The sequence below is a fragment of the Chitinimonas koreensis genome (assembly GCF_014353015.1).
Classification (GTDB): Bacteria; Pseudomonadota; Gammaproteobacteria; order Burkholderiales; family Chitinimonadaceae; genus Chitinimonas; species Chitinimonas koreensis.
The window spans coordinates 2,315,610-2,339,903 of record NZ_CP060704.1; the positions used below are offsets into that span (position 1 = coordinate 2,315,610).

Annotated in this window: 15 protein-coding genes; 8 read left to right on the plus strand and 7 right to left on the minus strand. The window is 67.5% G+C overall.

Features of this window, described 5'->3' with window-relative positions:
• Positions 1-29 precede the first annotated feature (29 nt).
• Genes H9L41_RS26120 through H9L41_RS25700 form a run of 6 tightly spaced genes read left to right on the plus strand, consistent with a single transcriptional unit; the run spans position 30 to position 12,567 of the window.
• Positions 30-452: an Ig-like domain-containing protein gene (locus tag H9L41_RS26120; protein WP_187523786.1), complete on the plus strand. Its 423-nt coding sequence runs from the start codon at positions 30-32 to the stop codon at positions 450-452.
• The gene (locus H9L41_RS10030) at positions 365-4,231 is read left to right on the plus strand and encodes a beta strand repeat-containing protein (protein WP_265584037.1); all 3,867 of its coding nucleotides are present in this window, start codon (positions 365-367) and stop codon (positions 4,229-4,231) included. Before H9L41_RS26120 ends, H9L41_RS10030 begins: the two co-directional genes overlap by 88 nt.
• The gene (locus tag H9L41_RS10035) at positions 4,123-4,788 is read left to right on the plus strand and encodes an Ig-like domain-containing protein (RefSeq protein ID WP_187523788.1); all 666 of its coding nucleotides are present in this window, start codon (positions 4,123-4,125) and stop codon (positions 4,786-4,788) included. The genes H9L41_RS10030 and H9L41_RS10035 overlap by 109 nt, the downstream gene beginning before the upstream one ends.
• The gene (locus tag H9L41_RS24580; RefSeq protein ID WP_265583985.1) at positions 4,752-8,105 is read left to right on the plus strand and encodes a beta strand repeat-containing protein; all 3,354 of its coding nucleotides are present in this window, start codon (positions 4,752-4,754) and stop codon (positions 8,103-8,105) included. The genes H9L41_RS10035 and H9L41_RS24580 overlap by 37 nt, the downstream gene beginning before the upstream one ends.
• 2 nt (positions 8,106-8,107) lie before the next feature.
• Entirely contained in the window at positions 8,108-10,981 is a 2,874-nt protein-coding gene (locus tag H9L41_RS10045; RefSeq protein ID WP_187523789.1) for a beta strand repeat-containing protein, read from the plus strand.
• The gene (locus tag H9L41_RS25700) at positions 10,921-12,567 is read left to right on the plus strand and encodes a type I secretion C-terminal target domain-containing protein (protein ID WP_187523790.1); all 1,647 of its coding nucleotides are present in this window, start codon (positions 10,921-10,923) and stop codon (positions 12,565-12,567) included. Before H9L41_RS10045 ends, H9L41_RS25700 begins: the two co-directional genes overlap by 61 nt.
• 507 nt (positions 12,568-13,074) lie before the next feature.
• Here the strand turns inward: H9L41_RS25700 and H9L41_RS10055 are convergent.
• Together H9L41_RS10055 and H9L41_RS10060 are read right to left on the minus strand one after the other, a co-directional pair.
• Complete coding sequence (locus tag H9L41_RS10055; protein ID WP_028448112.1) at positions 13,075-14,997, minus strand: bifunctional diguanylate cyclase/phosphodiesterase; 1,923 nt, start codon at positions 14,995-14,997, stop codon at positions 13,075-13,077.
• 110 nt (positions 14,998-15,107) lie between these two features.
• On the minus strand, positions 15,108-15,737 hold the full coding sequence (locus tag H9L41_RS10060; RefSeq protein ID WP_245589271.1) for a transglutaminase-like cysteine peptidase: 630 nt from the start codon (positions 15,735-15,737) through the stop codon (positions 15,108-15,110).
• Positions 15,738-16,054: 317 nt separating this feature from the next.
• Here H9L41_RS10060 and H9L41_RS10065 point away from each other — a divergent pair, with 317 nt between their 5' ends.
• On the plus strand, positions 16,055-17,890 hold the full coding sequence (locus H9L41_RS10065) for a TolC family outer membrane protein (RefSeq protein WP_028448110.1): 1,836 nt from the start codon (positions 16,055-16,057) through the stop codon (positions 17,888-17,890).
• Between the two features lie 281 nt (positions 17,891-18,171).
• Here the strand turns inward: H9L41_RS10065 and H9L41_RS10070 are convergent, their stop codons facing one another.
• The 4 genes from H9L41_RS10070 to H9L41_RS10085 all read right to left on the minus strand — a co-directional run bounded on the left by H9L41_RS10070 (position 18,172) and on the right by H9L41_RS10085 (position 21,041).
• On the minus strand, positions 18,172-18,834 hold the full coding sequence (locus H9L41_RS10070) for an energy-coupling factor ABC transporter permease (RefSeq protein WP_028448109.1): 663 nt from the start codon (positions 18,832-18,834) through the stop codon (positions 18,172-18,174).
• Between the two features lie 31 nt (positions 18,835-18,865).
• A complete protein-coding gene (locus tag H9L41_RS10075) occupies positions 18,866-19,528 on the minus strand; it encodes an alpha/beta hydrolase (RefSeq protein ID WP_034608210.1) in 663 nt (220 codons plus the stop codon).
• Positions 19,529-19,616: 88 nt separating this feature from the next.
• A complete protein-coding gene (locus H9L41_RS10080) occupies positions 19,617-19,925 on the minus strand; it encodes a (2Fe-2S) ferredoxin domain-containing protein (protein WP_028448108.1) in 309 nt (102 codons plus the stop codon).
• Between the two features lie 9 nt (positions 19,926-19,934).
• Entirely contained in the window at positions 19,935-21,041 is a 1,107-nt protein-coding gene (locus tag H9L41_RS10085) for a hypothetical protein (RefSeq protein ID WP_028448107.1), read from the minus strand.
• 320 nt (positions 21,042-21,361) lie between these two features.
• On the opposite strand from H9L41_RS10085, the gene H9L41_RS25705 reads away from it, so the two are divergent.
• Entirely contained in the window at positions 21,362-22,855 is a 1,494-nt protein-coding gene (locus tag H9L41_RS25705; protein WP_028448106.1) for a methyl-accepting chemotaxis protein, read from the plus strand.
• Positions 22,856-23,121: 266 nt separating this feature from the next.
• On the opposite strand, the gene H9L41_RS10095 is transcribed toward H9L41_RS25705, so the two are convergent.
• Entirely contained in the window at positions 23,122-24,246 is a 1,125-nt protein-coding gene (locus H9L41_RS10095; RefSeq protein WP_028448105.1) for a tryptophan 7-halogenase, read from the minus strand.
• Between the last annotated feature and the right edge of the window lie 48 nt (positions 24,247-24,294).

The window sequence follows — 24,294 nt, forward strand, 5'->3', positions numbered from 1 at the left end:
TTCAGCATCGGCGTGCCGGGGCGGACCTGGTGGCCGATGCGGGCCAGAGCATCTCGGCCAGCGTCACGACGACCGATGCCGCCGGCAATACCGCGACGGCGACGGATACCGAAGGCTACAGCGTCGATACGACCATCAGCGCGACGATCACGCTGGATGCGAACATCACGGCCGACGATGTGATCAACGCCAGCGAAGCCGGCCAGACCATTGCGATCACCGGCACGGTAGGGGGCGATGTCCACGTCGGTGACACGGTGACCTTGACGGTGAATAGCAAGACCTTCACCGGCACGGTGCAGGCGGGCAATACCTTCAGCATTGGCGTGCCGGGGCGGACCTGGCAGCCGATGCCGGTCATTCGATCAGCGCGTCGGTCACCACGACCGATGCCGCGGGCAATACCGCGACGGCCACGGACGCCGAAGGCTACAGCGTCGACACGACGGTGACGGCCAGCATCACGCTGGATGCGAATATCACGGCCGACGACGTGATCAATGCCAGCGAAGCGGGCCAGACCATTGCGATCACCGGCACGGTGGGCGGCGATGTTCACGTCGGTGACACGGTGACCTTGACGGTGAACGGCAAGACCTTCACCGGCACGGTGCAGGCGGGTAATACCTTCAGCATTGGTGTGCCGGGGGCGGACCTGGTGGCCGATGCGGGTCATTCGATCAGCGCGTCGGTCACCACGACCGATGCCGCAGGCAACACCGCAACCGCAACGGATACCGAGGGTTACAGCGTCGATACGACCGTGACGGCCAGCATCACGCTGGATGCGAATATCACGGCCGACGACGTGATCAATGCCAGCGAAGCGGGCCAGACCATTGCGGTCACTGGCACGGTGGGCGGCGATGTCCACGTCGGTGACACGGTGACCTTGACGGTGAACGGCAAGACCTTCACCGGCACGGTTCAAGCCGGCAACACCTTCAGCATCGGGGTACCGGGTGCAGACCTGGTGGCCGATGCGGGTCATTCGATCAGTGCGTCGGTCACCACGACCGATGCCGCAGGCAATACCGCAACCGCGACGGATACCGAAGGCTACAGCGTCGATACGACCGTGGCGGCCAGCATCACGCTGGACGCCAACATCACGGGCGATGACGTGATCAATGCGGCTGAAGCGGGCCAGACCATTGCGGTCACTGGCACGGTGGGCGGCGATGTCCACGTCGGCGACACGGTGACGCTGACGGTGAATGGCAAGACCTTCACCGGCACGGTTCAAACCGGCAACACCTTCAGCATTGGCGTGCCGGGGGCGGACCTGGTGGCCGATGCGGGCCACAGCATCTCGGCCAGCGTCACCACGACCGATGCTGCCGGCAACACCGCGACGGCCACGGACACCGAAGGCTACAGCGTCGATACGACCATCAGCGCGACGATCACGCTGGACGCCAACATCACGGCCGACGACGTGATCAATGCCAGCGAAGCGGGCCAGACCATTGCCGTCACCGGCACGGTGGGCGGCGATGTTCACGTCGGTGACACGGTGACCTTGACGGTGAACGGCAAGACCTTCACCGGCACGGTGCAGGCGGGTAATACCTTCAGCATTGGTGTGCCGGGGGCGGACCTGGTGGCCGATGCGGGTCATTCGATCAGCGCGTCGGTCACCACGACCGATGCCGCAGGCAACACCGCAACCGCAACGGATACCGAGGGTTACAGCGTCGATACGACCGTGACGGCCAGCATCACGCTGGATGCGAATATCACGGCCGACGACGTGATCAATGCCAGCGAAGCGGGCCAGACCATTGCGGTCACTGGCACGGTGGGCGGCGATGTCCACGTCGGTGACACGGTGACCTTGACGGTGAACGGCAAGACCTTCACCGGCACGGTTCAAGCCGGCAACACCTTCAGCATCGGGGTACCGGGTGCAGACCTGGTGGCCGATGCGGGTCATTCGATCAGTGCGTCGGTCACCACGACCGATGCCGCAGGCAATACCGCAACCGCGACGGATACCGAAGGCTACAGCGTCGATACGACCGTGGCGGCCAGCATCACGCTGGACGCCAACATCACGGGCGATGACGTGATCAATGCGGCTGAAGCGGGCCAGACCATTGCGGTCACTGGCACGGTGGGCGGCGATGTCCACGTCGGCGACACGGTGACGCTGACGGTGAATGGCAAGACCTTCACCGGCACGGTTCAAACCGGCAACACCTTCAGCATTGGCGTGCCGGGGGCGGACCTGGTGGCCGATGCGGGCCACAGCATCTCGGCCAGCGTCACCACGACCGATGCTGCCGGCAACACCGCGACGGCCACGGACACCGAAGGCTACAGCGTCGATACGACCATCAGCGCGACGATCACGCTGGACGCCAACATCACGGCCGACGACGTGATCAATGCCAGCGAAGCGGGCCAGACCATTGCCGTCACCGGCACGGTAGGCGGCGACGTCCACGTCGGCGACACGGTGACCTTGACGGTGAACGGCAAGACCTTCACGGGCACGGTGCAGGCGGGTAATACCTTCAGCATCGGTGTGCTGGGCGCGGACCTGGTAGCCGATGCCGGCCATTCGATCAGTGCGTCGGTCACCACGACCGATGCTGCCGGCAATACCGCCACGGCGACGGATACCGAAGGCTACAGCGTCGATACGACCATCAGCGCGACGATCACGCTGGATGCGAACATCACGGCCGACGACGTGATCAATGCCAGCGAAGCCGGCCAGACCATTGCGGTCACCGGCACGGTAGGCGGCGACGTCCACGTCGGCGACACGGTGACCTTGACGGTGAACGGCAAGACCTTCACCGGCACGGTTCAAGCCGGCAACACCTTCAGCATTGGCGTGCCGGGGGCGGACCTGGTGGCCGATGCCGGCCACAGCATCTCGGCCAGTGTGACCACGACCGATGCCGCAGGCAACACCGCCACCGCAACGGATACCGAGGGTTACAGCGTCGATACGACCATCAGCGCGACGATCACGCTGGATGCGAACATCACGGCCGACGACGTGATCAACGCCAGCGAAGCGGGCCAGACCATTGCGGTCACCGGCACGGTGGGTGGCGATGTCCAGGTCGGCGACACGGTGACCCTGACGGTGAACGGCAAGACCTTCACCGGCACGGTTCAAGCCGGCAACACCTTCAGCATCGGCGTACCGGGGGCGGATCTGGTGGCCGATGCCGGTCATTCGATCAGTGCGTCGGTCACCACGACCGATGCCGCGGGCAACACCGCCACCGCCACGGACACCGAAGGCTACAGCGTCGATACGACCATCAGCGCGACGATCACGCTGGATGCGAACATCACGGCCGACGACGTGATCAATGCCAGCGAAGCGGGCCAGACCATTGCGGTCACTGGCACGGTGGGCGGCGATGTCCACGTCGGTGACACGGTGACCTTGACGGTGAACGGCAAGACCTTCACCGGCATGGTGCAGGCGGGCAATACCTTCAGCATTGGCGTGCCGGGCGCGGAGCTGGCGGCGGATGCGGGCCACAGCATCTCGGCCAGCGTGACCACGACCGATGCCGCCGGCAACACCGCGACGGCCACGGACACCGAAGGCTACAGCGTCGACACGACCGTGACGGCCAGCATCACGTTGGATGCGAACATCACGGCCGACGACGTGATCAATGCCAGCGAAGCGGGCCAGACCATTGCGGTCACTGGCACGGTGGGCGGCGATGTCCACGTCGGTGACACGGTGACCTTGACGGTGAACGGCAAGACCTTCACGGGCCAGGTCGTGGCCGGCAACACCTTCAGCATCGGTGTGCCGGGGGCGGATCTGGTGGCCGATGCCGGCCATTCGATCAGCGCATCGGTCACCACGACCGATGCCGCAGGCAATACCGCCACGGCGACGGATACCGAAGGCTACAGCGTCGATACGACCGTGACGGCCAGCATCACGCTGGATTCGAATATCACGGCCGACGACGTGATCAACGCCAGCGAAGCCGGCCAGACCATTGCGATCACCGGCACGGTAGGCGGTGATGCCCACGTCGGCGACACAGTGACGCTGACGGTGAACGGCAAGACCTTCACCGGCACGGTTCAAGCCGGCAACACCTTCAGCATCGGCGTGCCGGGGCGGATCTGGTGGCTGATGCCGGCCATTCGATCAGCGCGTCGGTCACCACGACCGATGCTGCCGGCAATACCGCGACGGCGACGGATACCGAAGGCTACAGCGTCGATACGACGGTGACGGCCAGCATCACGCTGGATTCGAATATCACGGCCGACGACGTGATCAATGCCAGCGAAGCGGGCCAGACCATTGCGGTCACTGGCACGGTGGGCGGCGATGTCCACGTCGGTGACACGGTGACCTTGACGGTGAACGGCAAGACCTTCACCGGCATGGTGCAGGCGGGCAATACCTTCAGCATTGGCGTGCCGGGGGCGGACCTGGCAGCCGATGCCGGTCATTCGATCAGCGCGTCGGTCACCACGACCGATGCCGCGGGCAATACCGCGACGGCCACGGACGCCGAAGGCTACAGCGTCGATACGACCATCAGCGCGACGATCACGCTGAATGCGAACATCACGGCCGACGACGTGATCAACGCCAGCGAAGCGGGCCAGACCATTGCGATCACCGGCACGGTGGGCGGCGATGTCCAGGTTGGCGACACGGTGACCCTGACGGTGAACGGCAAGACCTTCACGGGCACGGTGCTGGCCGGCAACACCTTCAGCATCGGCGTGCCGGGGCAGATCTGGTGGCCGATGCCGGCCACAGCATCTCGGCCAGCGTGACCACGACTGATGCCGCAGGCAATACCGCAACCGCAACGGATACCGAGGGTTACAGCGTCGATACGACCATCAGCGCGACGATCACGCTGGATGCGAACATCACGGCCGACGACGTGATCAATGCCAGCGAAGCGGGCCAGACCATTGCGATCACTGGCACGGTGGGCGGCGATGTCCACGTCGGCGACACGGTGACGCTGACGGTGAACGGCAAGACCTTCACCGGCACGGTGCAGGCCGGGAACACCTTCAGCATCGGCGTGCCGGGCGCAGATCTGGTGGCCGATGCGGGCCACAGCATCTCGGCCAGCGTCACGACGACCGATGCCGCAGGCAACACCGCCACGGCCACGGACACCGAGGGCTACAGCGTCGATACGACCATCAGCGCGACGATCACGCTGGATGCGAACATCACGGCCGACGACGTGATCAATGCCAGCGAAGCGGGCCAGACCATTGCGGTCACTGGCACGGTGGGCGGCGATGTCCACGTCGGCGACACGGTGACCTTGACGGTGAACGGCAAGACCTTCACGGGCACGGTGCAGGCGGGTAATACCTTCAGCATCGGGGTGCCGGGTGCAGATCTGGTGGCCGATGTGGGTCATTCGATCAGCGCGTCGGTCACCACGACCGATGCCGCAGGCAACACCGCCACCGCGACGGATACCGAGGGTTACAGCGTCGATACGACCGTGACGGCCAGCATCACGCTGGACGCCAATATCACGGCCGACGACGTGATCAACGCCAGCGAAGCGGGCCAGACCATTGCGGTCACTGGCACGGTGGGCGGCGACGCCCACGTCGGCGACACGGTGACCCTGATGGTGAACGGCAAGACCTTCACCGGCATGGTGCAGGCGGGCAATACCTTCAGCATTGGCGTGCCGGGCGCGGACCTGGCGGCGGATGCGGGCCACAGCATCTCGGCCAGCGTGACCACGACCGATGCCGCCGGCAACACCGCGACGGCCACGGACACCGAAGGCTACAGCGTCGACACGACCGTGACGGCCAGCATCACGCTGGACGCCAACATCACGGCCGACGACGTGATCAACGCCAGTGAAGCGGGCCAGACCATTGCGGTCACTGGCACGGTGGGCGGCGATGTCCACGTCGGTGACACGGTGACCTTGACGGTGAATGGCAAGACCTTCACGGGCCAGGTCGTGGCCGGCAACACCTTCAGCATCGGGGTGCCGGGTGCAGACCTGGTGGCCGATGCCGGCCACAGCATCTCGGCCAGCGTGACCACGACCGATGCCGCAGGCAACACCGCAACCGCAACGGATACCGAGGGCTACAGCGTCGACACGACCGTGACGGCCAGCATCACGCTGGACGCCAACATCACGGCCGACGACGTGATCAACGCCAGCGAAGCGGGCCAGACCATTGCGGTCACCGGCACGGTGGGTGGTGATGTCCACGTCGGCGACACGGTGACGCTGACGGTGAACGGCAAGACCTTCACTGGCGCGGTTCAAGCCGGCAACACCTTCAGCATCGGCGTGCCGGGTGCAGACTTGGTGGCCGATGCCGGTCATGCGATCAGCGCGTCGGTCACCACGACCGATGCCGCAGGCAATACCGCAACCGCGACGGATACCGAAGGCTACAGCGTCGATACGACGGTGACGGCCAGCATCACGCTGGACGCCAATATCACGGCCGACGACGTGATCAACGCCAGCGAAGCGGGCCAGACCATTGCGGTCACCGGCACGGTGGGCGGCGACGTCCACGTCGGCGACACGGTGACCTTGACGGTGAACGGCAAGACCTTCACGGGCACGGTGCTGGTCGGCAACACCTTCAGCATTGGTGTTCCGGGCGCGGATCTGGTGGCCGATGCGGGCCACAGCATCTCGGCCAGCGTCACCACGACCGATGCGGCAGGCAACACCGCCACGGCGACGGACACTGAAGGCTATACCGTCGACACATCCCTCCCACAGCTCGATCTTGACGCCTCCGCCAGCGGTACCGGCTACACGGCGACCTTTACCGAGAACGGCACCGGCGTTTCGATCGCCGATAGCGACATTTCGATCACCGATGCCGATTCGACCTCGATGACCGGCGCCACCATCACGTTGACGAATGCGCAGGTCGGCGATGCACTGACCGTGGGCAGCCTGCCCGCGGGCATCACGTCGACCGTTTCCGGCAACGTCATTACGCTGTCCGGCAGTGCCAGCCTGGCCGATTACCAGGCGGCGATCCGCGCCATCACCTTCGCGAATGGCAGCGAGACACCTTCCAGCACGCCGAGGACCATCGAAGTCGTTGTAACCGATGGCAACAATGCTTCGAATACCGCGATCGCGACGATCAACGTCATTCCGGTCAACGACGCACCGGTCAACACCGTGCCGGTGGCGCAGGCCACCAGCGAAGACGTGGCCAAGGTGTTCTCGACGGCCAACGGCAATGCGATCACGGTCGCGGATGTCGATGGCGGCACGCTGACCACCACGGTTTCGATCGGCAACGGCACCCTGACGGCGATCGCCACGGCCGGCGTCACCATCACCGGCAATGGCACCGGCTCGGTCACGCTGAGCGGCACTGCCTCGGCGATCAACGCCGCGCTGAACGGCCTGAGCTACGCCCCGACCGCCGACTACAACGGCAATGCCACGCTGACCGTGGTGACCAGCGACGGCACCGCCAGCGACACGGACACCGTGGCGATCACGGTGAACCCGGTGGCCGACATCGCCGCCGATACGGCGACGGTCAGTGAAGACGCTACTGTCACCATCGACGTGCTGGCCAATGACAGCTTCGAGAATGCTGGCCGGACGATCACTGCTGTGAACGGTACGGCAATCACTGCTGGTGGTTCGGCCGTTGCTGTGACTAACGGCACGGTTAGCCTCGCTGCTGACGGCAAACTGGTCTTCACGCCGACCGCCAACTACAACGGCGCCGCCAGCTTCAACTACACGGTGACCTCGGGCGGTGTAACCGAAACGGCGACGGTCAACGTCACCGTCAATCCGGTCAATGATGTGCCGGTCAACACCGTGCCGGTGGCGCAATCCACCAGCGAAGACGTGGCCAAGGTGTTCTCGACGGCCAACGGCAACGCGATCACGGTCGCGGATGTCGACGGCGGCACGCTGACCACCACGGTTTCGATCGGCAACGGCACCCTGACGGCGATCGCCACGGCCGGCGTCACCATCACCGGCAATGGCACCGGCTCGGTCACGCTGAGCGGCACCGCCTCGGCGATCAACGCCGCGCTGAACGGCCTGAGCTACGCCCGACCGCCGACTACAACGGCAATGCCACGCTGACCGTGGTGACCTCGGACGGCACCGCCAGCGACACCGACACCGTGGCGATCACGGTGAACCCGGTAGCCGACATCACTGCCGACACCGCGACCACCAACGAAGACAACGCCGTCACGATCGACGTATTGGCCAACGACAGCTTCGAGAATGCCGGCCGCGCGATCACCGCGATCAACGGCACGGCGGTCACGGCTGGCGGTTCGGCCGTCGCCGTGACCAACGGCACGGTCAGCCTGGGCGTCGACGGCAAGCTGGTGTTTACGCCGGCCGCCAACTACAACGGCGCCGCCAGCTTCAACTACACCGTGACCTCGGGCGGTGTAACCGAAACGGCGACGGTCAACGTCACCGTCAATCCGGTCAATGATGTGCCGGTCAACACCGTGCCGGTGGCGCAATCCACCAGCGAAGACGTGGCCAAGGTGTTTTCGACCGCCAACGGCAATGCGATCACGGTCGCCGACGTCGACGGCGGCACGTTGACCACCACGGTTTCGATCGGCAACGGCACGCTGACGGCGATCGCTACAGCCGGTGTCACCATCACCGGCAACGGCACGGGCTCGGTCACGCTGAGCGGCACCGCCTCGGCGATCAACGCCGCGCTGAACGGCTTGAGCTATGCCCCGACCGCCGACTACAACGGCAATGCCACGCTGACCGTGGTGACCAGCGACGGCACCGCCAGCGACACCGACACCGTGGCGATCACGGTGAACCCGGTGGCCGACATCACTGCCGACACCGCGACCACCAACGAAGACAACGCCGTCACGATCGACGTGCTGGCCAACGACAGCTTCGAGAACGCCGGCCGCGCGATCACCGCGATCAACGGCACGGCGATCACGGCTGGCGGTTCGGCCGTCGCCGTGACCAACGGCACGGTCAGCCTGGGCGTCGACGGCAAGCTGGTGTTCACGCCGGCCGCCAACTACAACGGCGCCGCCAGCTTCAACTACACGGTGACTTCGGGCGGCGTGACCGAGACGGCGACGGTCAACGTCACCGTCAATGCGGTCAACGACCCGCCGGTGCTCGATCTCGACGCCAACAACTCGAGCGGCGCGACCGGGGCCAACTACACCACCAGCTACACCGAGCAGGCCGCCGGCGTGGCGATCAGCGACAGCGACATCAGCATCACCGATGTCGACAGCAGCAACCTGACCGGCGCCACCATCACGCTGACCAACCGCCAGGGCAACGACATCCTCAATCTCGGCACGCTGCCGAGCGGCATCACCGGTACCGTCTCCACCACGGCCGGCCAGGTGGTGGTCACGCTGAGCGGCTCGGGCAGCCTCGCGGCCTACCAGAGCGCGATCAACGCGATCACCTTCTCCAGCCCCGACGACAACCCGGGCAGCACCGCGCGCAACGTGACCGTGACGGTGACCGACGGCAGCGCCACCAGCAACGTCGCCACCACCACCATCAACGTGACGCCGATCAACGACGCGCCGACCACCAACAATGTCAGCGCCAGCGGCAGCGAGGATCCGGCCACGCCGATCAGCGTGACGCTGACCGGCGCCGACGTCGACGGCACGGTCGCCAGCTTCAGCGTATCGGGCCTGCCGGCCAACGGCACGCTGTACCGCGACGCGGCGATGACGCAGGCGGTGACGGCCGGGACCGACCTGGCCGCCAGCGGCAATTCGCTGACGCTGTATTTCAAGCCCAGCCTCAACTGGAACGGCTCGACCAGCTTCCAGTACGCCGCCAAGGACAACCTCGGCCTGGTCGATGCCACGCCGGCCACCGCGACCATCACGGTCAGCGCGGTCAACGATGCGCCGACCGCCAGCCCGAGCGCGGTGACCGGTACCGAGGACACCGCCTACGTGTTCGGCTGGAACGAGTTCGGCGTCGCCGACGTGGACAGCAGCAGCGGCTTCTCGATCCGCATCACCGGCCTGCCGGCCGACGGCCGCCTGCAGTACAACGGCGGTTCGGGCTTCGTCGACGTGACGGCCAACCAGGTGATCAGCCAGGCCGACATCGCGGCCGGCAAGCTGCGCTTCGTGCCCGATACGCACGAGTCGGGCTACGGTGGCTTCGCCGGCACCGGTACCGGCAACCTCAAGCAGGACTACGCCTCGTTCACCTTCCAGCCGAGCGACGGCAGCGCCACCGGCAGCACGGCGACCATGCGCATCGACATCAACCCGGTGGCCGACAAGCCGAACCTGACGGTGACCAATGCCGCCTCGAGCGAAATCCTGGTCACCAGCTGGGAAACCGCAGCCAACAGCGATTCGACCTCGGAGGTTGTGGCCGGCCCGACGCTGGAGGGCTGGACGTTGATCACCAGTCCGGATGCCTTCTCGGGCGGCACCAATGCCTTCGAGATCTGGCATACCGGCGATAGCCAGCAGCGCCAGGACGGCGGCTACAACACCATCAGCCTGGCGCCGGGCAACGGCAGCAACGCGCTGGAGCTGAACAACTCCAGTACCAATCCGCAGACGCTGGGCATCGAGCGCAACGTCACCACCGAAGCCGGCAAGGTCTACGACCTGTCGTTCGATTACGCCGGCCGGCCGGGCTTCGATACCAGCTACACCCAGGTGGCGGTCTACGTCGATGGCGTCAAGATCGCGTCCTATGCCTCGACCAGCCCGCAGAACGGCTTCAACTGGGAGAACCTGCACTTCAGCTTCACCGGCAACGGCAGCAGCCAGAAGATCCAGATCGTCACCGACGCCAGTTCGTTCAACGCGGCCGGCCGCGGCGCGATGATCGACGACATCCACCTGACGTCCTACCAGGGGTGGTCGCCGGCAATGCCTCGAGTGGCACCAAGACCGAGGTGTCGCTGTCGTCCTACGTCAACGCCAGCCTGGTCGACACCGACGGCTCCGAGACGCTGACGCTGACCTTCAGCAATCTGCCGAGCGGCGCGACCATCATCACCAGCTCGCATCCGTCGGGCTACACGGTGGTGGGCAACGCGGTCACCATCCCGGCTAGCGAGCTGGCCGGCGCCAAGCTGCAGCTGCCGGCCAGCCTGCTCGGCGACGTCGGCATCGACGTGACGGCGACCGCCACCGAGCCGAACGGCAGCACAGCCACCAACGCCAGCCACGTCGATTTCCACGTGCTCAGCAATGCGGTGAGTTCGGCGCCGGCAGGGCTCAACCTGCAGCTCAGCTCGACCACCCAGTCGGTCAGCACCAGCGGCCTGCGCGGCGAGTACTACGGTTACAACGACACCACGGTGAGCGGCAACCAGGCGCACTCGGACGACCGCACGGTCGGCAACCTCGACGCGGTGCAGGATCTGTCCACGCTGATCAATGCCCGCGACACCCGGACCGCCGACATCGTCGGCACCAATACCGCGGCGCAGACCAGCGCGGTGGACGCCGCCTTCAACGCAGGCAAGCTCGACTACGGCCGCGATCCGGTGATCACCGGCAGCCTCGGCACCAACCCGGATATCACGTCGAACAACACCACCGTCACCAGCGGCGAGCTGTACAAGTTCCTCGGCAACGGTACGACCGGGGATTCGACCTCGATCGTGGCGCAGGCGAGCTTCGGCAAGACCACCGACGCGATGATGCGTTTCGTCGGCGCGGCCTACTTCAACGGCGGCAGCTACGACTTCCGCGTCACCGCCGACGACGGCTTCCGCCTGAGCATCGGCGGCGAGATCGCCGCCGTGTACGACGCCAACCAGTCGCCGACCACGCGCACCTACACCGGAGTGCAGATCGGCGAGGGCCTGTCGCCGGTCGAGCTGCTGTACTGGGAGCAGGGCGGCAATGCGCGGCTGCTGGTCGAATTCAAGCCGACCGGCAGCGCCGACAGCGCCTACCACACCCTGTCACTCGACGACCTCGGCCTGTTCGGTTCGGGTACCACGCCGACGCTGACCTCGCTGCAGGACATCGTCGAGAGCAGCACCAACGGCCAGTACCTGATCCGCACCGGCGAGGAGGTGTCCGGGACGGTCCAAGGCGACCAGATCACCGGCAGCGACGGCCGCGATGCGCTGCATGGCCTGGCCGGCAACGACACGCTGTCGGGCGGCGGCGGTGCCGACCTGATCGACGGCGGTGCGGGCCACGACATGCTGACCGGCGGCCTGGGCGGCGATACCTTCAAGTGGACGCTCAGCGATGCGGGCACCGCCGGCAACCCGGCGATCGACCACATCACCGACTTCGACAGCACGGCCAAGAGCGACGTCCTCGATCTGCGCGACCTGCTGCAGGGCGAGAACCACGCCAGCGGCATCGGCAACCTGGCCAACTACCTGCAGGTGGAACACGTCGGCAACAACACCGTGATCCATGTCAGCAGCTCGGGCGGCTTCACCAGCGGCTACAACGCGTCGGCCGAGAACCAGCAGATCATCCTCGACAACGTCGACCTGACCGGCAACGGCACGTTGAGCAATGCCGCGATCATCGACGACCTGATCAAGAAGGGGAAACTGTCGACCGACTGATGTCCGAACCGGCGCGCTGTCCCGGCGCAGCAAGCGAAACAGCCGCACGATCTGCATCGTGCGGCTGTTTTGTTTTGGATTGCGGAGGGGAATCAGGCTTTTACATGGGGGGTTTATCCCTTCAAGTTCCTAAGCGCCGAATCGCACGCGATCCTTCTCCCGCACGCGGGAGAAGGTGGCCCGGAGGGCTGGATGAGGGTTGGACATTTGGGTATTCGGCTGTGCCCTGAATTGCATCGCTGTCGGAATGAATTCCGGCCTACATATGGCTTGCTCATCGGATCCTCAACGCCAAACGCCAAACGCCGAGAGTCGAAGAGCGAAAGGTCGAAGTAGCTAGGCACGAGCGGAGCGAGGCTCCCTCGCGGCGGCGAGGGCGGGGGGAGTAGGAATGAATCAAGGTCGAGCCAAATGGTCGAGTCGTCACGAATGACAAAGCGCCCGGCTTTGCCGGGCGCCCGCACCGAACTTCAATACAGCACAGAAGCCGATTACATCAGGCTCGACTCAGGCTCGATAGAGCTGAGTGGCCAACGGCCCGGTGATGCCATGCACGCCGAGCTGCTTCAGGCACTGCCATTCGGCCTCGCCATGCACCGCCTCGGCCAGCACGCGCAGGCCGGCGCCGCCGGAGACGCCGATGATGGCCTTGACCAGTTGCTGGTTGCCCGGCTGGCTGTCGATGTCGCGGATGAAGCTGCCGTCGATCTTCAGGTAGTCGAGCCGCAGGTCGTATAACGCCGGGATGCGGCCGAACTGGCGGCCGAAGTGCTCGATGCCGATCTTGCAGCCGAAGCCGCGTGCAGCCGAGGCGAACTCGGCCAGCTTCTCGTAGTCGCCGCCCAGGCCGTATTCGTTGACCTCGAACCACAGCCGGCCGGCCACCGCGCGGTAGCGCTCGAGCAGTGAGCGCATCGAGGCGATGAAGCCGGCGTCGGCGATCGAGGCCGCCGACAGGTTGACCGCGATCTCGCCGGTCTCGCGCTGCAGCCGCTCGGCAGCCAGCTCGACCGCGATCAGGTCGAGCTGGGCCAGCAGGCCGAAGCGCGCCGCCATCGGCATGAACTTGCCCGCGGTGACCAGCTCGCCGTCGGGCCGGCGCAGCCGCAGCAGCACCTCATGGTGGAGCAGGGCGCTGTCCTGGTCGAGCACCGGGAAGCTGGCCATCTCGAAGGCGCGGCCGGCCAGCGCCTGCTCGAGCTCCTCGCGCCAGGCCGCCACGGTGTCGGCCGCGGCGCCTTCCTGCTCGGCCAGCGCCAGCGCGTTGCCGCTGTCGGCCTCGGCGCGCGCCAGCGCCTGGTCGGCGGCCGACAGGAGGCTGCCTTCGCCCATGCCGGCGCGGTAGAAGGCGGCGCCGGCGTGGGCGGCGGTGCCGTGCTGCTGGTCGGCCGCCACGCCGAGCTCGCCGAGCGCCTGCAGGCAGGCCCGGCCGATCGCCTCGGTTTCCTCGCGGCTGGCGCCGGGCAGCAGCAGCACGAAATCGGCGCCGTTCAGGCGGGCCAGCAGGCTGTCGCCCTGGCTCGCGCTGCAGCGAGCCAGGGCGGCGCCGACGCCGCGCAGGTATTCGTCGGTGCCGGCGCGGCCGCGGCTGCGATTGATGCCGGCCAGGTCGTGCAGCCGCACCAGCAGCACCGAGCCGTTCGGCGCAGCATTCTCGTCGGTGAGCGCCTGGCGCAGCCGGCCGAGGAAGTTGTCGCGGTTCGGCAGCCCGGTCAGGCCGTCGCGGTTGGCCGAGGCGCGCAGCTCGTCGATGCGGGCGGCCTGCTCGGCGAACATCGACTTCACCCGGTCGACCATCGCGTTCATGGTGCGCACCACCAGGCGCAGCTCGGTCACGTTCGGCTCGCGGATGGTGATGAAATGGCGTTCGCCGATCGCTTCGGCCTGCCGTACCAGCTCGCGCAGCGGCTGGCGCACCCAGCGGATCAGCGCGGTCACCGCGATGCCGGACAGCAGGCCGGTCAGCGCCATCACCGCCAGGAAGGTCAGCGCGCCGTCCCACAGCGATTGATAGGCGAAGCGCTCGTGCGCCACCACCTCGACCCGGCCGGCCTGGCTCCAGCCGTTCGACACCATGCCGGTACCGCGCTCGACGCGCAGCGGCACCAGCTTCATGAACCAGTCGGGCACCCGTTCGGGCCGCGAATCGTTGATCCGCTCGACCGCCACCTTGCCGTGGACGTCGAGGTAGCGGATCACCCGGAAGTGGCCCGAATCGAACAGCGCGCTGACCATCAGCTCGACCGTGGCCGGGTCCTTGCTCTGCTGCGACATCGAGAGCGCCAGCGAGGCCGCGTTGTCGGCGCTCTGCGCCATCAGTTGCTGCTCGAGGTACTGCCGCGCCGTGGTCAGGTTGACCACGAAGCCGCCGACGAAGGCGAGCAGGGTCGACAGCAGTACGATCAGCCAGAGCTGTCGGAGCAGGGACATGATCGGTTCTCCTTGTGTTGCCAAATCTTCGGATGGTGCCGTGCAGGCCGCGCGGGCATGCGGTTACTTTTCACGCTTGCGCCGCCGCGCGAGGCCGCGACGGCGCGCGCCTACAGTTCGAAGCCTTCGTCGCGCATGCGCGCGATCAGGTCCTTCCAGCGCGACAGCCGGTCGACCGAGGAATTGGGCTGGGCGCCGCCGGGCACCCAGATGCCGTCGCTGTTGAAACTGAACACCGGCTGCAGGTCGGGCCGGCGCGAGGCCGGCCGGATATCGCCGATCAGGTTGTCCAATACCAGCGGCTCGGCGTCGGGCTGGGCGTAGTAGGCCAGCACCATGTGGGCCTGCGACACGCTGCTGTCGGCGCCGCCGATCTTGGCCTTGACGTAGGTGAGCCGCAGCTTTTCGGGCGTCACGCCGAGGAACTTCAGGGTGAAGTACTTGGCGATGGTGAAGTCCTCGCAGTCGCCGGCGCCGCGGCCGATGGTCTCGAGCGGGGTGGCCCAGTAATCGGGCTGGTTCCAGATCACCGGATCGTCGCCGAAGGTGAGCTGGCGATTGAAGAAATCGTTCACGCGCTTGAGGCGATCGGCGTCGCTGCCTGCCGCGCCGTCGCGGATCAGGTCGCGCCAGCCCTGGAAACGGGCGACCGGCGTGGCGCCCCAGCGCTGGTTAAGCGTCTTCAGTAACCTGTCGTAGTTGGGTGCGGTATATGCCAATGCCATAAGCAGGCAAAGCATCAGCCAGCCGTTGCACATTGCCGGCCAGCGCAAGCAAGTCTTTGTTATTTCATTCGAATGGAGATCGGGACGGGTTTGCACTGGTGCGGGATGGAACGAAGGTCGGGTTCGATTAATCCACAAGCAAGATCAGTACAGGCTTAATTAGAACTCTTTGATTCATAGACGATTTTGATTGGCGCCTGGCTATAATCGCGGCCTCGGCACAAAATCAATGACAAATAGCTGGAACCGAGCAGGCGAATATTTATCTGTCGAATGCGACCTGCGCTTCTAAGAATACCTTACAGGGCCATACTGCAAGGGGATGTAAGCAGATGAAAAAGAAATACGGATGGATGCTGCTGGCCGGCCTGGTCGGTGCATCCCAGGCCTGGGCGGCCGAATCGCCGACTACGCTCAAGGCGGCGGTCGAACAGGCCATCATGCAGAACCCGGAAGTGCGCTTCCGTTATCACAATCTGCAGACCAGCAATGAAGAGCGCCGCGCTGCCCAGGGCAACTGGCTGCCGCGGGTCGATCTCGAAGCGGCCAGCGGCCGTCAGCGCAGCGAGAGCCCGATCACCCGCTCGCACAGCTACGCCAACGACACCGCCAGCATCCAGCTGCGCCAGATGCTGTTCGACGGCTTCGCCACCAGCAGCGACGTGCGCCGCCTGGGCCACGCGCGCCAGGCACGCTACTACGAACTCCTGAGCACCAGCGACGACGTCGCGCTCGAAGCGGCGCGCGCCTACCTCGACGTGCTGCGCTACCGCGAGCTGGTCGAGCTGGCGCGGCAGAACTACGCCACCCACTCCGAAATCCACGGCCAGCTCGCCCAGCGCGTCGGCGCCGGCGTCGGCCGCAAGGTCGACCTCGAGCAGGCCGCCGGCCGGCTGGCGCTGGCCGAATCGAACTGGCTGACCGAGGTCAGCAATCTGCACGACGTCTCGGCCCGCTACCAGCGCCTGATCGGCGAGCCGCCGGCCGCCAGCCTGGCCGAGCCGCCGGCGCTCGACGGCCAGTTGCCGGCGCGCGAGGGCTTCCTCGCCGACACCATCCGCCACAGCCCGGCCTTCCTCGCCGCGGTGTCCACCATCCGCGCCAACCGCGCCGACGTCGACGTGCGCAAGGCGGCGCGGCTGCCTTCGGTCGAGCTGCGCGCGGTGCAGTCCTACGAGAAGAACCGCGACGGCCTGCGCGGCGAGTACAAGGACGGCTCGGTCCAGCTGGTGCTCAACTACAACCTGTTCCGCGGCGGCGCCGACAGTGCGCGCATCCGCCAGTACTCGGAACAGGTGAACGCCGCCCAGGACCTGCGCGACAAGGCCTGCCGCGACATCCGCCAGCTGGCCCAGATCGCCTGGAACGACAACAACCGCATCCGCGAGCAGATCCGCCTCCTGAGCCAGCACGAGCTGTCTACGGCCAAGGCGCGCGACGCCTACCGCCAGCAGTTCGACATCGGCCAGCGCTCGCTGCTGGACCTCCTGGACACCGAGAACGAACTGTTCGAGGCGCGCCGGGCGCTCGCCTCGGCCGAGCGCGACCTCGAGCTGGCCAAGATCCGCGTGCTGGCGTCGTCGAGCCGTCTGTTGCCGGCGCTGCAGCTGCGGCCGGTGGTCGACGCCATCGACGAGGAGCAGGGCGGCGTGGCCGAGGACGACGGCCTGATGAATTGCAGCACCGAACTGCCGCCCGCGCCGGTGCTCGACAAGCAGAGCCTGCCGGTGCGCGATCCGCTGGCGGCGGCCGCGATGGCGCCGAAGCACGTCGAGGTGCCGCCGGCCGAGCCGGTCAAGCCCAAGCTCGACGGCGACCGCGCCGTGCTGGTCGACCTGGTGAGCCGCTGGGCGGCCGCCTGGAACCGCAAGGACTTCGCCGGCTACCTGGGCTTCTACGCCGACGACTTCAAGCCGGCCAAGGGTTTGACGCGCGAGCAGTGGGAAGCGCTGCGCAAGCAGCGGCTGGAGAAGTCCGGCGCGCTCAAGGTGACGCTGGAGCAGGTCGAGGTGGTCAGGCTGGAGCAGGACCGGGCCGAGGTGCGGCTGCACCAGCGCTACGGTTCGGAGGACTATGCCGACGAGGTCGACAAGACGCTGAACTTCCGCCGGGTCGGCAAGGACTGGCGCATCGTCGACGAGACGGTGACGCGCGGCCGGACGTTCTGACCGGCGGGCGATGCAGCAAGCGAACGGGCCGCGATTGCGGCCCGTTTATTGTTGTCGGCATGGTTTTGCAGGAGCGGCTTCAGCCGCGAATGGTCGGCCGTTGGGCACAGCCATTCGCGGCTGAAGCCGCTCCTGCAACACGTTCTCCGCGCATGGGCGGGGGCCGCCTACGGATACGGCGCGCTACATGCAGCATGCATTCGCGGCACGGGACTGGCCCGGTAGCGACCGTCGCAGGGCGCATCGTCATCCTGAAACCCAGTTGCCGATTCGCCCGCTGCTCAGCGGCCCTCGAGATAACGCCGGTCGTCGAAGCTCTCGACCCACTGCGGCCGGTAGATCACCAGCGCCGCCATCACCAGGCCGGTGGTGAAGGCCTCGGACCAGGAGAACAGCAGGTAGTAGGGCAGGGCCTCCTCGGCCAGGTAGGCGGCCGTGTAGCTGCCGGCCAGCGCGTGCAGCAGCAGCTTGCAGCAGGCCGCCAGCGCGAAGCTCAGCGCCGCGCCGAAGAAGCCGTTGGCGAAGAAATAGGCGAAGTAGTTGGCGGGCAGGTAGCGGCGGCTCAGCCGCAGCGCCATGTCGGCGCACAGCACGGCCGGCAGCGGGCCGCTGAGCCAGTCGAGACCGGCCGCCAGGAAGTCGGCATGGCCGTTGGCGCAGGTGGCCAGCACCACCGCGGCGAGGCCGATCAGCGCCTTGTCGCGGCCGGCGATCAGGGTCAGCGCCGAGGCGCCGAGCAGGTGGAAGCTCAGGCCGGGCTTGATGCCGGCCGACCACTGCCACAGCACCGCGATCAGGGTGGTGGCGCCGAGCCAGCCGGTCAGCCGGACCTGCGGCAGCAAGCTCCAGCACACCTGCCGCGCGCGCCAGGCCAGGACGAGCAGCGCCAGTACATGGCCGGCCAGCAGCAGGGCGATCGGGAAGGGCGCGGCGCGAAGGTCCATCGTCGTTCGATTGCGGCCGGCGGCGGCCGGTTCAGTGGCCCGCCGCTGCGCCGCCGGCCTGTCCGGTCGCCGCGCCGAACCAGCGGTTGACGACGTCGGCCAGCAGCGTGAGCTTGCCGTGGAAGAAATGGCCGGCGCCGGGCACCACCACCACCGGCAGGTTCAAGGGTCGCGCCCAGTCGAACACCGCGGCCAGCGGCGCGACCTCGTCCTGCTCGCCGTGCACGACCAGCGTGCTGGCCGGTACGGCCGGGAAGTCCCATTTGGCCGTGGCCGGGCCGACCAGGATCAGCCGCTCGACCGCGGCTTCGCCGAGCCGGGCCGCGAGCTGGGACTGGACGAAGGTGCCGAACGAGAAGCCGGCCAGCACCAGCGGCAGGCCGGGGTGGTCGGCCTGGGCCTGGGTCAGCACGGCGGCCATGTCGTCGACCTCGGCCTGGCCGTTGTCGTGCTCGCCTTCGCTCTGGCCGACGCCGCGCAGATTGGGGCAGTAGGCGACGTAGCCGCGGCGCGACAGCACCTTGGCCAGCGTGTGGACGATCTTGTTGGTGTTGGTGCCGCCCTGCAGCGGATTCGGATGGGCGACCAGCGCGATGCCGCGCGGCGAGCCGTCGAGCGCGCTGCCGAGGACCAGGGTGTCGAGCCGGCCGGCCGGGCCGGCGATGAAGCGCTGTTCGAATTGCGGTGATTTCATGGGCGGATCCGGGGGCGGCCATGGCGGCCAGGCGTGGAATGCCGGCGCCGTGCGCGCCGGCCTGGAGCGGGCGGCGAGGCGAACGGCGTCAGATCTTCAGCCGCTCGACCGTGCGGCCGTGCATCAGGTGCTCCTGGATGATCTCCTCGACGTCCTCGCGGTCGACATACTGGTACCAGACGTTGTCGGGATAGATCACCATCACCGGCCCCTCGGCGCAGCGGTCGAGGCAGCCGGCCTTGTTGGTGCGCACCTTGCCCTGGCCGGCCAGGCCCAGTTCCTTGACCCGGTCCTTGGCGTACTTGTGCATCTCGCTGGCGCCGAAATCGTTGCAGCACGATTCGCCGTTGGGACGCTGGTTGGTGCAGAAGAACACGTGGTGCTTGAAATAGCTCATGGCGAACCCTCAATGCAGGGCCGGCCGGGCCGGCAGCTCGGACGGCAGGGGGAAGTAGGGGAGGTCGTCCTTGATCGCGGGCAGTACTTCTTCCAGCACGCGGAAGGCGTCGTGATGGCACTCGCGCAGGAGGCCCACCATCATCTGCTGCAGCACCTCGACGCGATCGAGCGGGCCGAGCGGCCAGATGAAGCCGGCCCATTCCTCGCCGTTGCGCTCGGCGCCGAGCGTGACGCGCAGCTCGCCGCCCTCGTGGCTCGACAGCACCGCGACCGGCGTCTCGCCGCGTTCGCGCAGCTGGCGCAGGGTATTGCTGGCGAACACCTGGAAGCGGATCTCCTGCTGCGCCACCCGGCCGTCGTCGAGCGCGGCCAGCCAGGCCTGCGGCGCGCGCGGCAGCGGGAACAGCGTCAGCGCGTCGTGCTTGAGCTGCTCGCCCAAGAGCTTGGTCAGCGCCATCGCCCACTGCGCCGGCGGCGCGTTCAGGCGCACGGCCGGCTGGGCTTCGCCGTCCTGCATCGCGGTGCCGACCAGGTAGCGCAGGAACACGCCGTCGCCGTTGACCTCGATCGGGCGCTCTTCGAAATCGTGCGGCAGGCGGCCGGCGTATTGCAGCGTGTCGCGCCAGCGCGCCAGGCGGCTGGCCGGGATCGCAAGCAACTGCTCGCGGTCGATCAGCTGGGCGGACAGGTGGACGTCGGCGCCGGGGGCGAAGACGCCGTGCTCGACCAGCAGCTGCTTGACCGCGCCGACGTCGGGCAGCCGGGCCGGCAGCGTGTGCTGGCCGCGCACGCCGGCCACCAGCACGATGGGCAGGGCGAACAGCACGGCATGGCGGGCGGCGCCGGCGGCCGGCCGGGCGACGCGGATGCGCAGGCGCTCGATCAGCAGCGCCTGCACGGCAGCCGAGGGCGCATTGGCCTGGGCGGCGGCCAGTTCGGCGTCGAGGTCGCCGGCCAGCAGGCGGTCGAGTTCGGCATCGAGCGCGGCTTCGGCGGCCACCATGCGGCCGAGGTCGCGCTCGCCGAGCAGCGTCTGCGCCAGTGCATGCAGCGGGTGGGTCGGGGCGGCGGCGTAGCGGCGCGGATCGGGCAGGGCGGGCAGTGCTTCTTGCATGGCGCGGACGTCTTGTTCGGGCGGAAAGGCCCGATTATACGGGCTCCGGGCACGCTTCCACCCCGTTCCGGCGAACTGCCGCGCAAGGCACCGCCGCGGTGCCTGCGGCGGTGGATTTGACTTTTTACTCGACTATATAAGAAAATAATAAATGTCGAATGTTGTTCTGACCGCTTCGATACGTTTCTCCTTTATTCTCCTTTGTACCTATTCCAAGCCCGGTCGCCCGACCGGGCTGTTTTTTTGCCGGTCGATTCGAGCGCTTGCTATACACTGCCAAGTAGACCGCGACAGGCGGCAACTAAACGGAGACAGCCCCCATGTCCTTTGCGCAGACCCTTGGCAACGTCATCGACTGGTTCATTCCCGATGCGCTGCGCCAGAACCCGATCGATCTGAGCCGCGCCCGCAATATCGCGGGCGCCACGCTGTTGGCGGCCATCTTCGTGCCGATCTTCGCGATCAACTACTTCAAGCTGGGCCATGGCGCGATGGGCTGGGGCATCCTGATCTCCGGCGTCCTGATGCTGTCGGCGGCCTTCGTGATGAAGCTGAGCGGCCTGTTGCTGCTGACGCGCGAATACGCGATCGCGGTGTGCTTCGGCATGGTGACCTGGATGTGCTACGTCAACGGCGGCATCGAATCGTCGTCGGCGCCGTGGTTCCTGCTGATCCCGCTGACCGCGATGTTCATCGGCGGCCGCGTCAGCTCCATGTTCTGGAGCGCCTGCTCGCTGATCGCCATCGTGCTGTTCTTCCTGGCCAACAAGCACGGCTGGAGCCTGCCGCCGAGCCCGCTCGGGCCCGAGCTGCACCCGCAGCTGCAGTTCCGCTCGCTGATGGGCCTGACCATCGTGATCTTCTTCCTGGCGCTGGTGTTCGAGATCGGCAAGGACAAGAGCTTCTCCAAGACCGAGCAGGCGCGGCGCCAGGCCGAGCAGGGCAGCGCGGCGATGCAGCAGATGCTGGGCCAGGTGACCTCGGCGATCGGCACGGCCTCGACCGAGACCGCCCAGATCAGCGAGCGCACCGCTTCGATCAGCCAGACCATGCGCCACCAGGTGCGCGAGACCGACACGATGGGCCGCACCATCGACGAGATCGCCGCGGTGACGCAGCAGAGCGCCGAGCAGTCGGGCCAGGCCGCGCGCGAGGCGGTCGAGGCCGGCCGGCTGGCGCAGGAGAGCGGTAAGGCGATGGGCTTGACGCTGACCAATCTGGAGAAGGCCTCGGCGGTGGTGGCCCGCTCGGCCCAGCGCATCGAGGAGCTCGGCCGCCGCAGCGACGAGATCGGCGGCATCGTGCAGGCGATCCGCGAGATCGCCGACCAGACCAACCTGCTGGCGCTGAACGCCGCGATCGAAGCGGCGCGCGCCGGCGAGCAGGGCCGCGGCTTCGCGGTGGTGGCGGACGAAGTGCGCAAGCTGGCCGAACGCACCGCCAGCGCCACCCGCGAGATCGAGGAGAAGATCGGCGCCATCCTGACCGGCACCGGCGAGGCGATGGACGCGATGCGCGACGGCACCGAGCGCATGCGCGAGATCAACGCCAGCGCGGCCGAGGCCGGCACCAAGCTGGACGAGATCATCGCCGGCGCCGGCCGCGTCGCCGGCCTGATCGGCGCGGTGGCCAAGCACGAGGAACGCCAGGCCGGCCAGTTCCAGGCGATCGCGACCGACATCGCCGAACTGCGCGCCGACATGTCGGCCGCCAGCAGCTCGACCGACGCGATCGCGCAGGCGGTCGGCACCTTGGACGCGACCATGCAGCAACTGGGGCAATTCATCGCTCGCTCCGAGGGACGGTCCGAGTAAGCTCGATGGATCGATCGGGCGCCCGGCATAGCCGGGCGCTTGCATTTGGCGAGGGCTGGAACGGTGGTCGCCCCCTGATCCATTCCGACTCCTCCCGCCCACGCCGCCACCGGGCTCCCCGCGAAGTCGAGGACTTCGTGGGGTGGTCCAGAGGGAGCCTCGCTGCGCTCGTTCGCGCTTCGTCGAGCCAGCACTCATGCCGGAATAGTGTGTAGGAGCGGCTTCAGCCGCGAATGGCAGGCGGGGACATGCAACGCTCCGCCAGGCTACGAGGCGGCCGCCCTGGCCTGCGGCCCCAGCCGCCGCCGCCAGAACGGCGCATCGGGCCAGCGCCGCTCGCGGCCGTAGTAGTCGGCGTAGGCGGCCTGGTAGTCGGCGAATTCGACTTCGAGCACGGTACGGTAACGCTGCAGACCCTGGCCGTCGTTGCGCAGCAGCCGGTCGGCGATCGCGTAGGCGGCGAAGATGCCGCCGCGCAGCGCCTTGGAGATGCCCTGCGACGACAGCGGGTCGAAGCTGATCGCGGCGTCGCCGACCGCCAGCCAGTCGTCGCCGCATACCTGCGCGGCACGCGCCGTGCCGGCCGGGCGCACCCAGATGCCGGCCGGCGGGGCCAGCCAGCCGGCGCCGGCATCCTTGCCCATGGCCGGGCCGATCCAGTCGGTGGCGGCCAGCGCGTCGAGCCAGTTCTCCACCTTCTGCAAGCCGGCCTGGCGGCCCAGGTCGGCGTCGGTCTGATAACCGACCACGCGCCGGCCGCCCGGCAGCGGCGCGGTATACCACCAGCCGTCGGGCCGCGCCTCGATCAGCGTGCGCGGATCGCCGTCGCGGCCGTTGGGCAGGTAGGCGATGTACGCCGCCAGTTTGTCGGCACGCTGCCGCTCGAGGCCGAGCAGGCGCGCCAGCACCGCCTGGCGGCCGCTGGCGTCGACCACGAAGCGCGCCGCGATGCGCGTGTCGTCGTCCAGCGTCGCCAGCCAGCCGCCCGGCGCACGCTCGATGGCGCGCAGCCGCTGGCCGGCCAGCAGCTCGCCGCCGGCGGCGGCGGTGCGTGCCTGCAGCAGCGCGTCGAAGCGCGCGCGATCCAGGTGCCAGCCGTGGCCGCGCGCCGAGTGGATGAAATGGTTCTCGACCACCTCGCGCCGGCCCCAGGCCGCGGCCGAGGCATGGGCCGGCAGGAAGGCGGCGTTGACGAAGTCGGGCCACAGGCCGAGATGGCCGAGCAGCGGCCGCGCCAGCGCCGGCAGCACTTCGCCGACCGCCTGCGGCACCATGCCGCCGCCGAGCAGCACGACCCGCAGCGCCGGCGCATGGGCGCGCAGCGACAGCGCAGTGGCGCAGCCGGCCGGGCCGGCGCCGAGGATCAGGACGTCGCAATCGAGCTTGGGCATGGATGATGGGATTCGAGCGGGCACAGGAGGTTCGGGCTGCCGGTCGGT

Bases quoted from the DNA above. Each gene is read 5' to 3' on its own strand.
- H9L41_RS10070 (WP_028448109.1), bottom strand. From the start codon at position 18,834: ATGGACCTTCGCGCCGCGCCCTTCCCGATCGCCCTGCTGCTGGCCGGC.
- H9L41_RS10060 (WP_245589271.1), bottom strand. From the start codon at position 15,737: ATGCTTTGCCTGCTTATGGCATTGGCATATACCGCACCCAACTACGAC.
- H9L41_RS10065 (WP_028448110.1), top strand. From the start codon at position 16,055: ATGAAAAAGAAATACGGATGGATGCTGCTGGCCGGCCTGGTCGGTGCA.
- H9L41_RS10085 (WP_028448107.1), bottom strand. From the start codon at position 21,041: ATGCAAGAAGCACTGCCCGCCCTGCCCGATCCGCGCCGCTACGCCGCC.
- H9L41_RS25705 (WP_028448106.1), top strand. From the start codon at position 21,362: ATGTCCTTTGCGCAGACCCTTGGCAACGTCATCGACTGGTTCATTCCC.
- H9L41_RS10075 (WP_034608210.1), bottom strand. From the start codon at position 19,528: ATGAAATCACCGCAATTCGAACAGCGCTTCATCGCCGGCCCGGCCGGC.
- H9L41_RS10055 (WP_028448112.1), bottom strand. From the start codon at position 14,997: ATGTCCCTGCTCCGACAGCTCTGGCTGATCGTACTGCTGTCGACCCTG.
- H9L41_RS10080 (WP_028448108.1), bottom strand. From the start codon at position 19,925: ATGAGCTATTTCAAGCACCACGTGTTCTTCTGCACCAACCAGCGTCCC.
- H9L41_RS10095 (WP_028448105.1), bottom strand. From the start codon at position 24,246: ATGCCCAAGCTCGATTGCGACGTCCTGATCCTCGGCGCCGGCCCGGCC.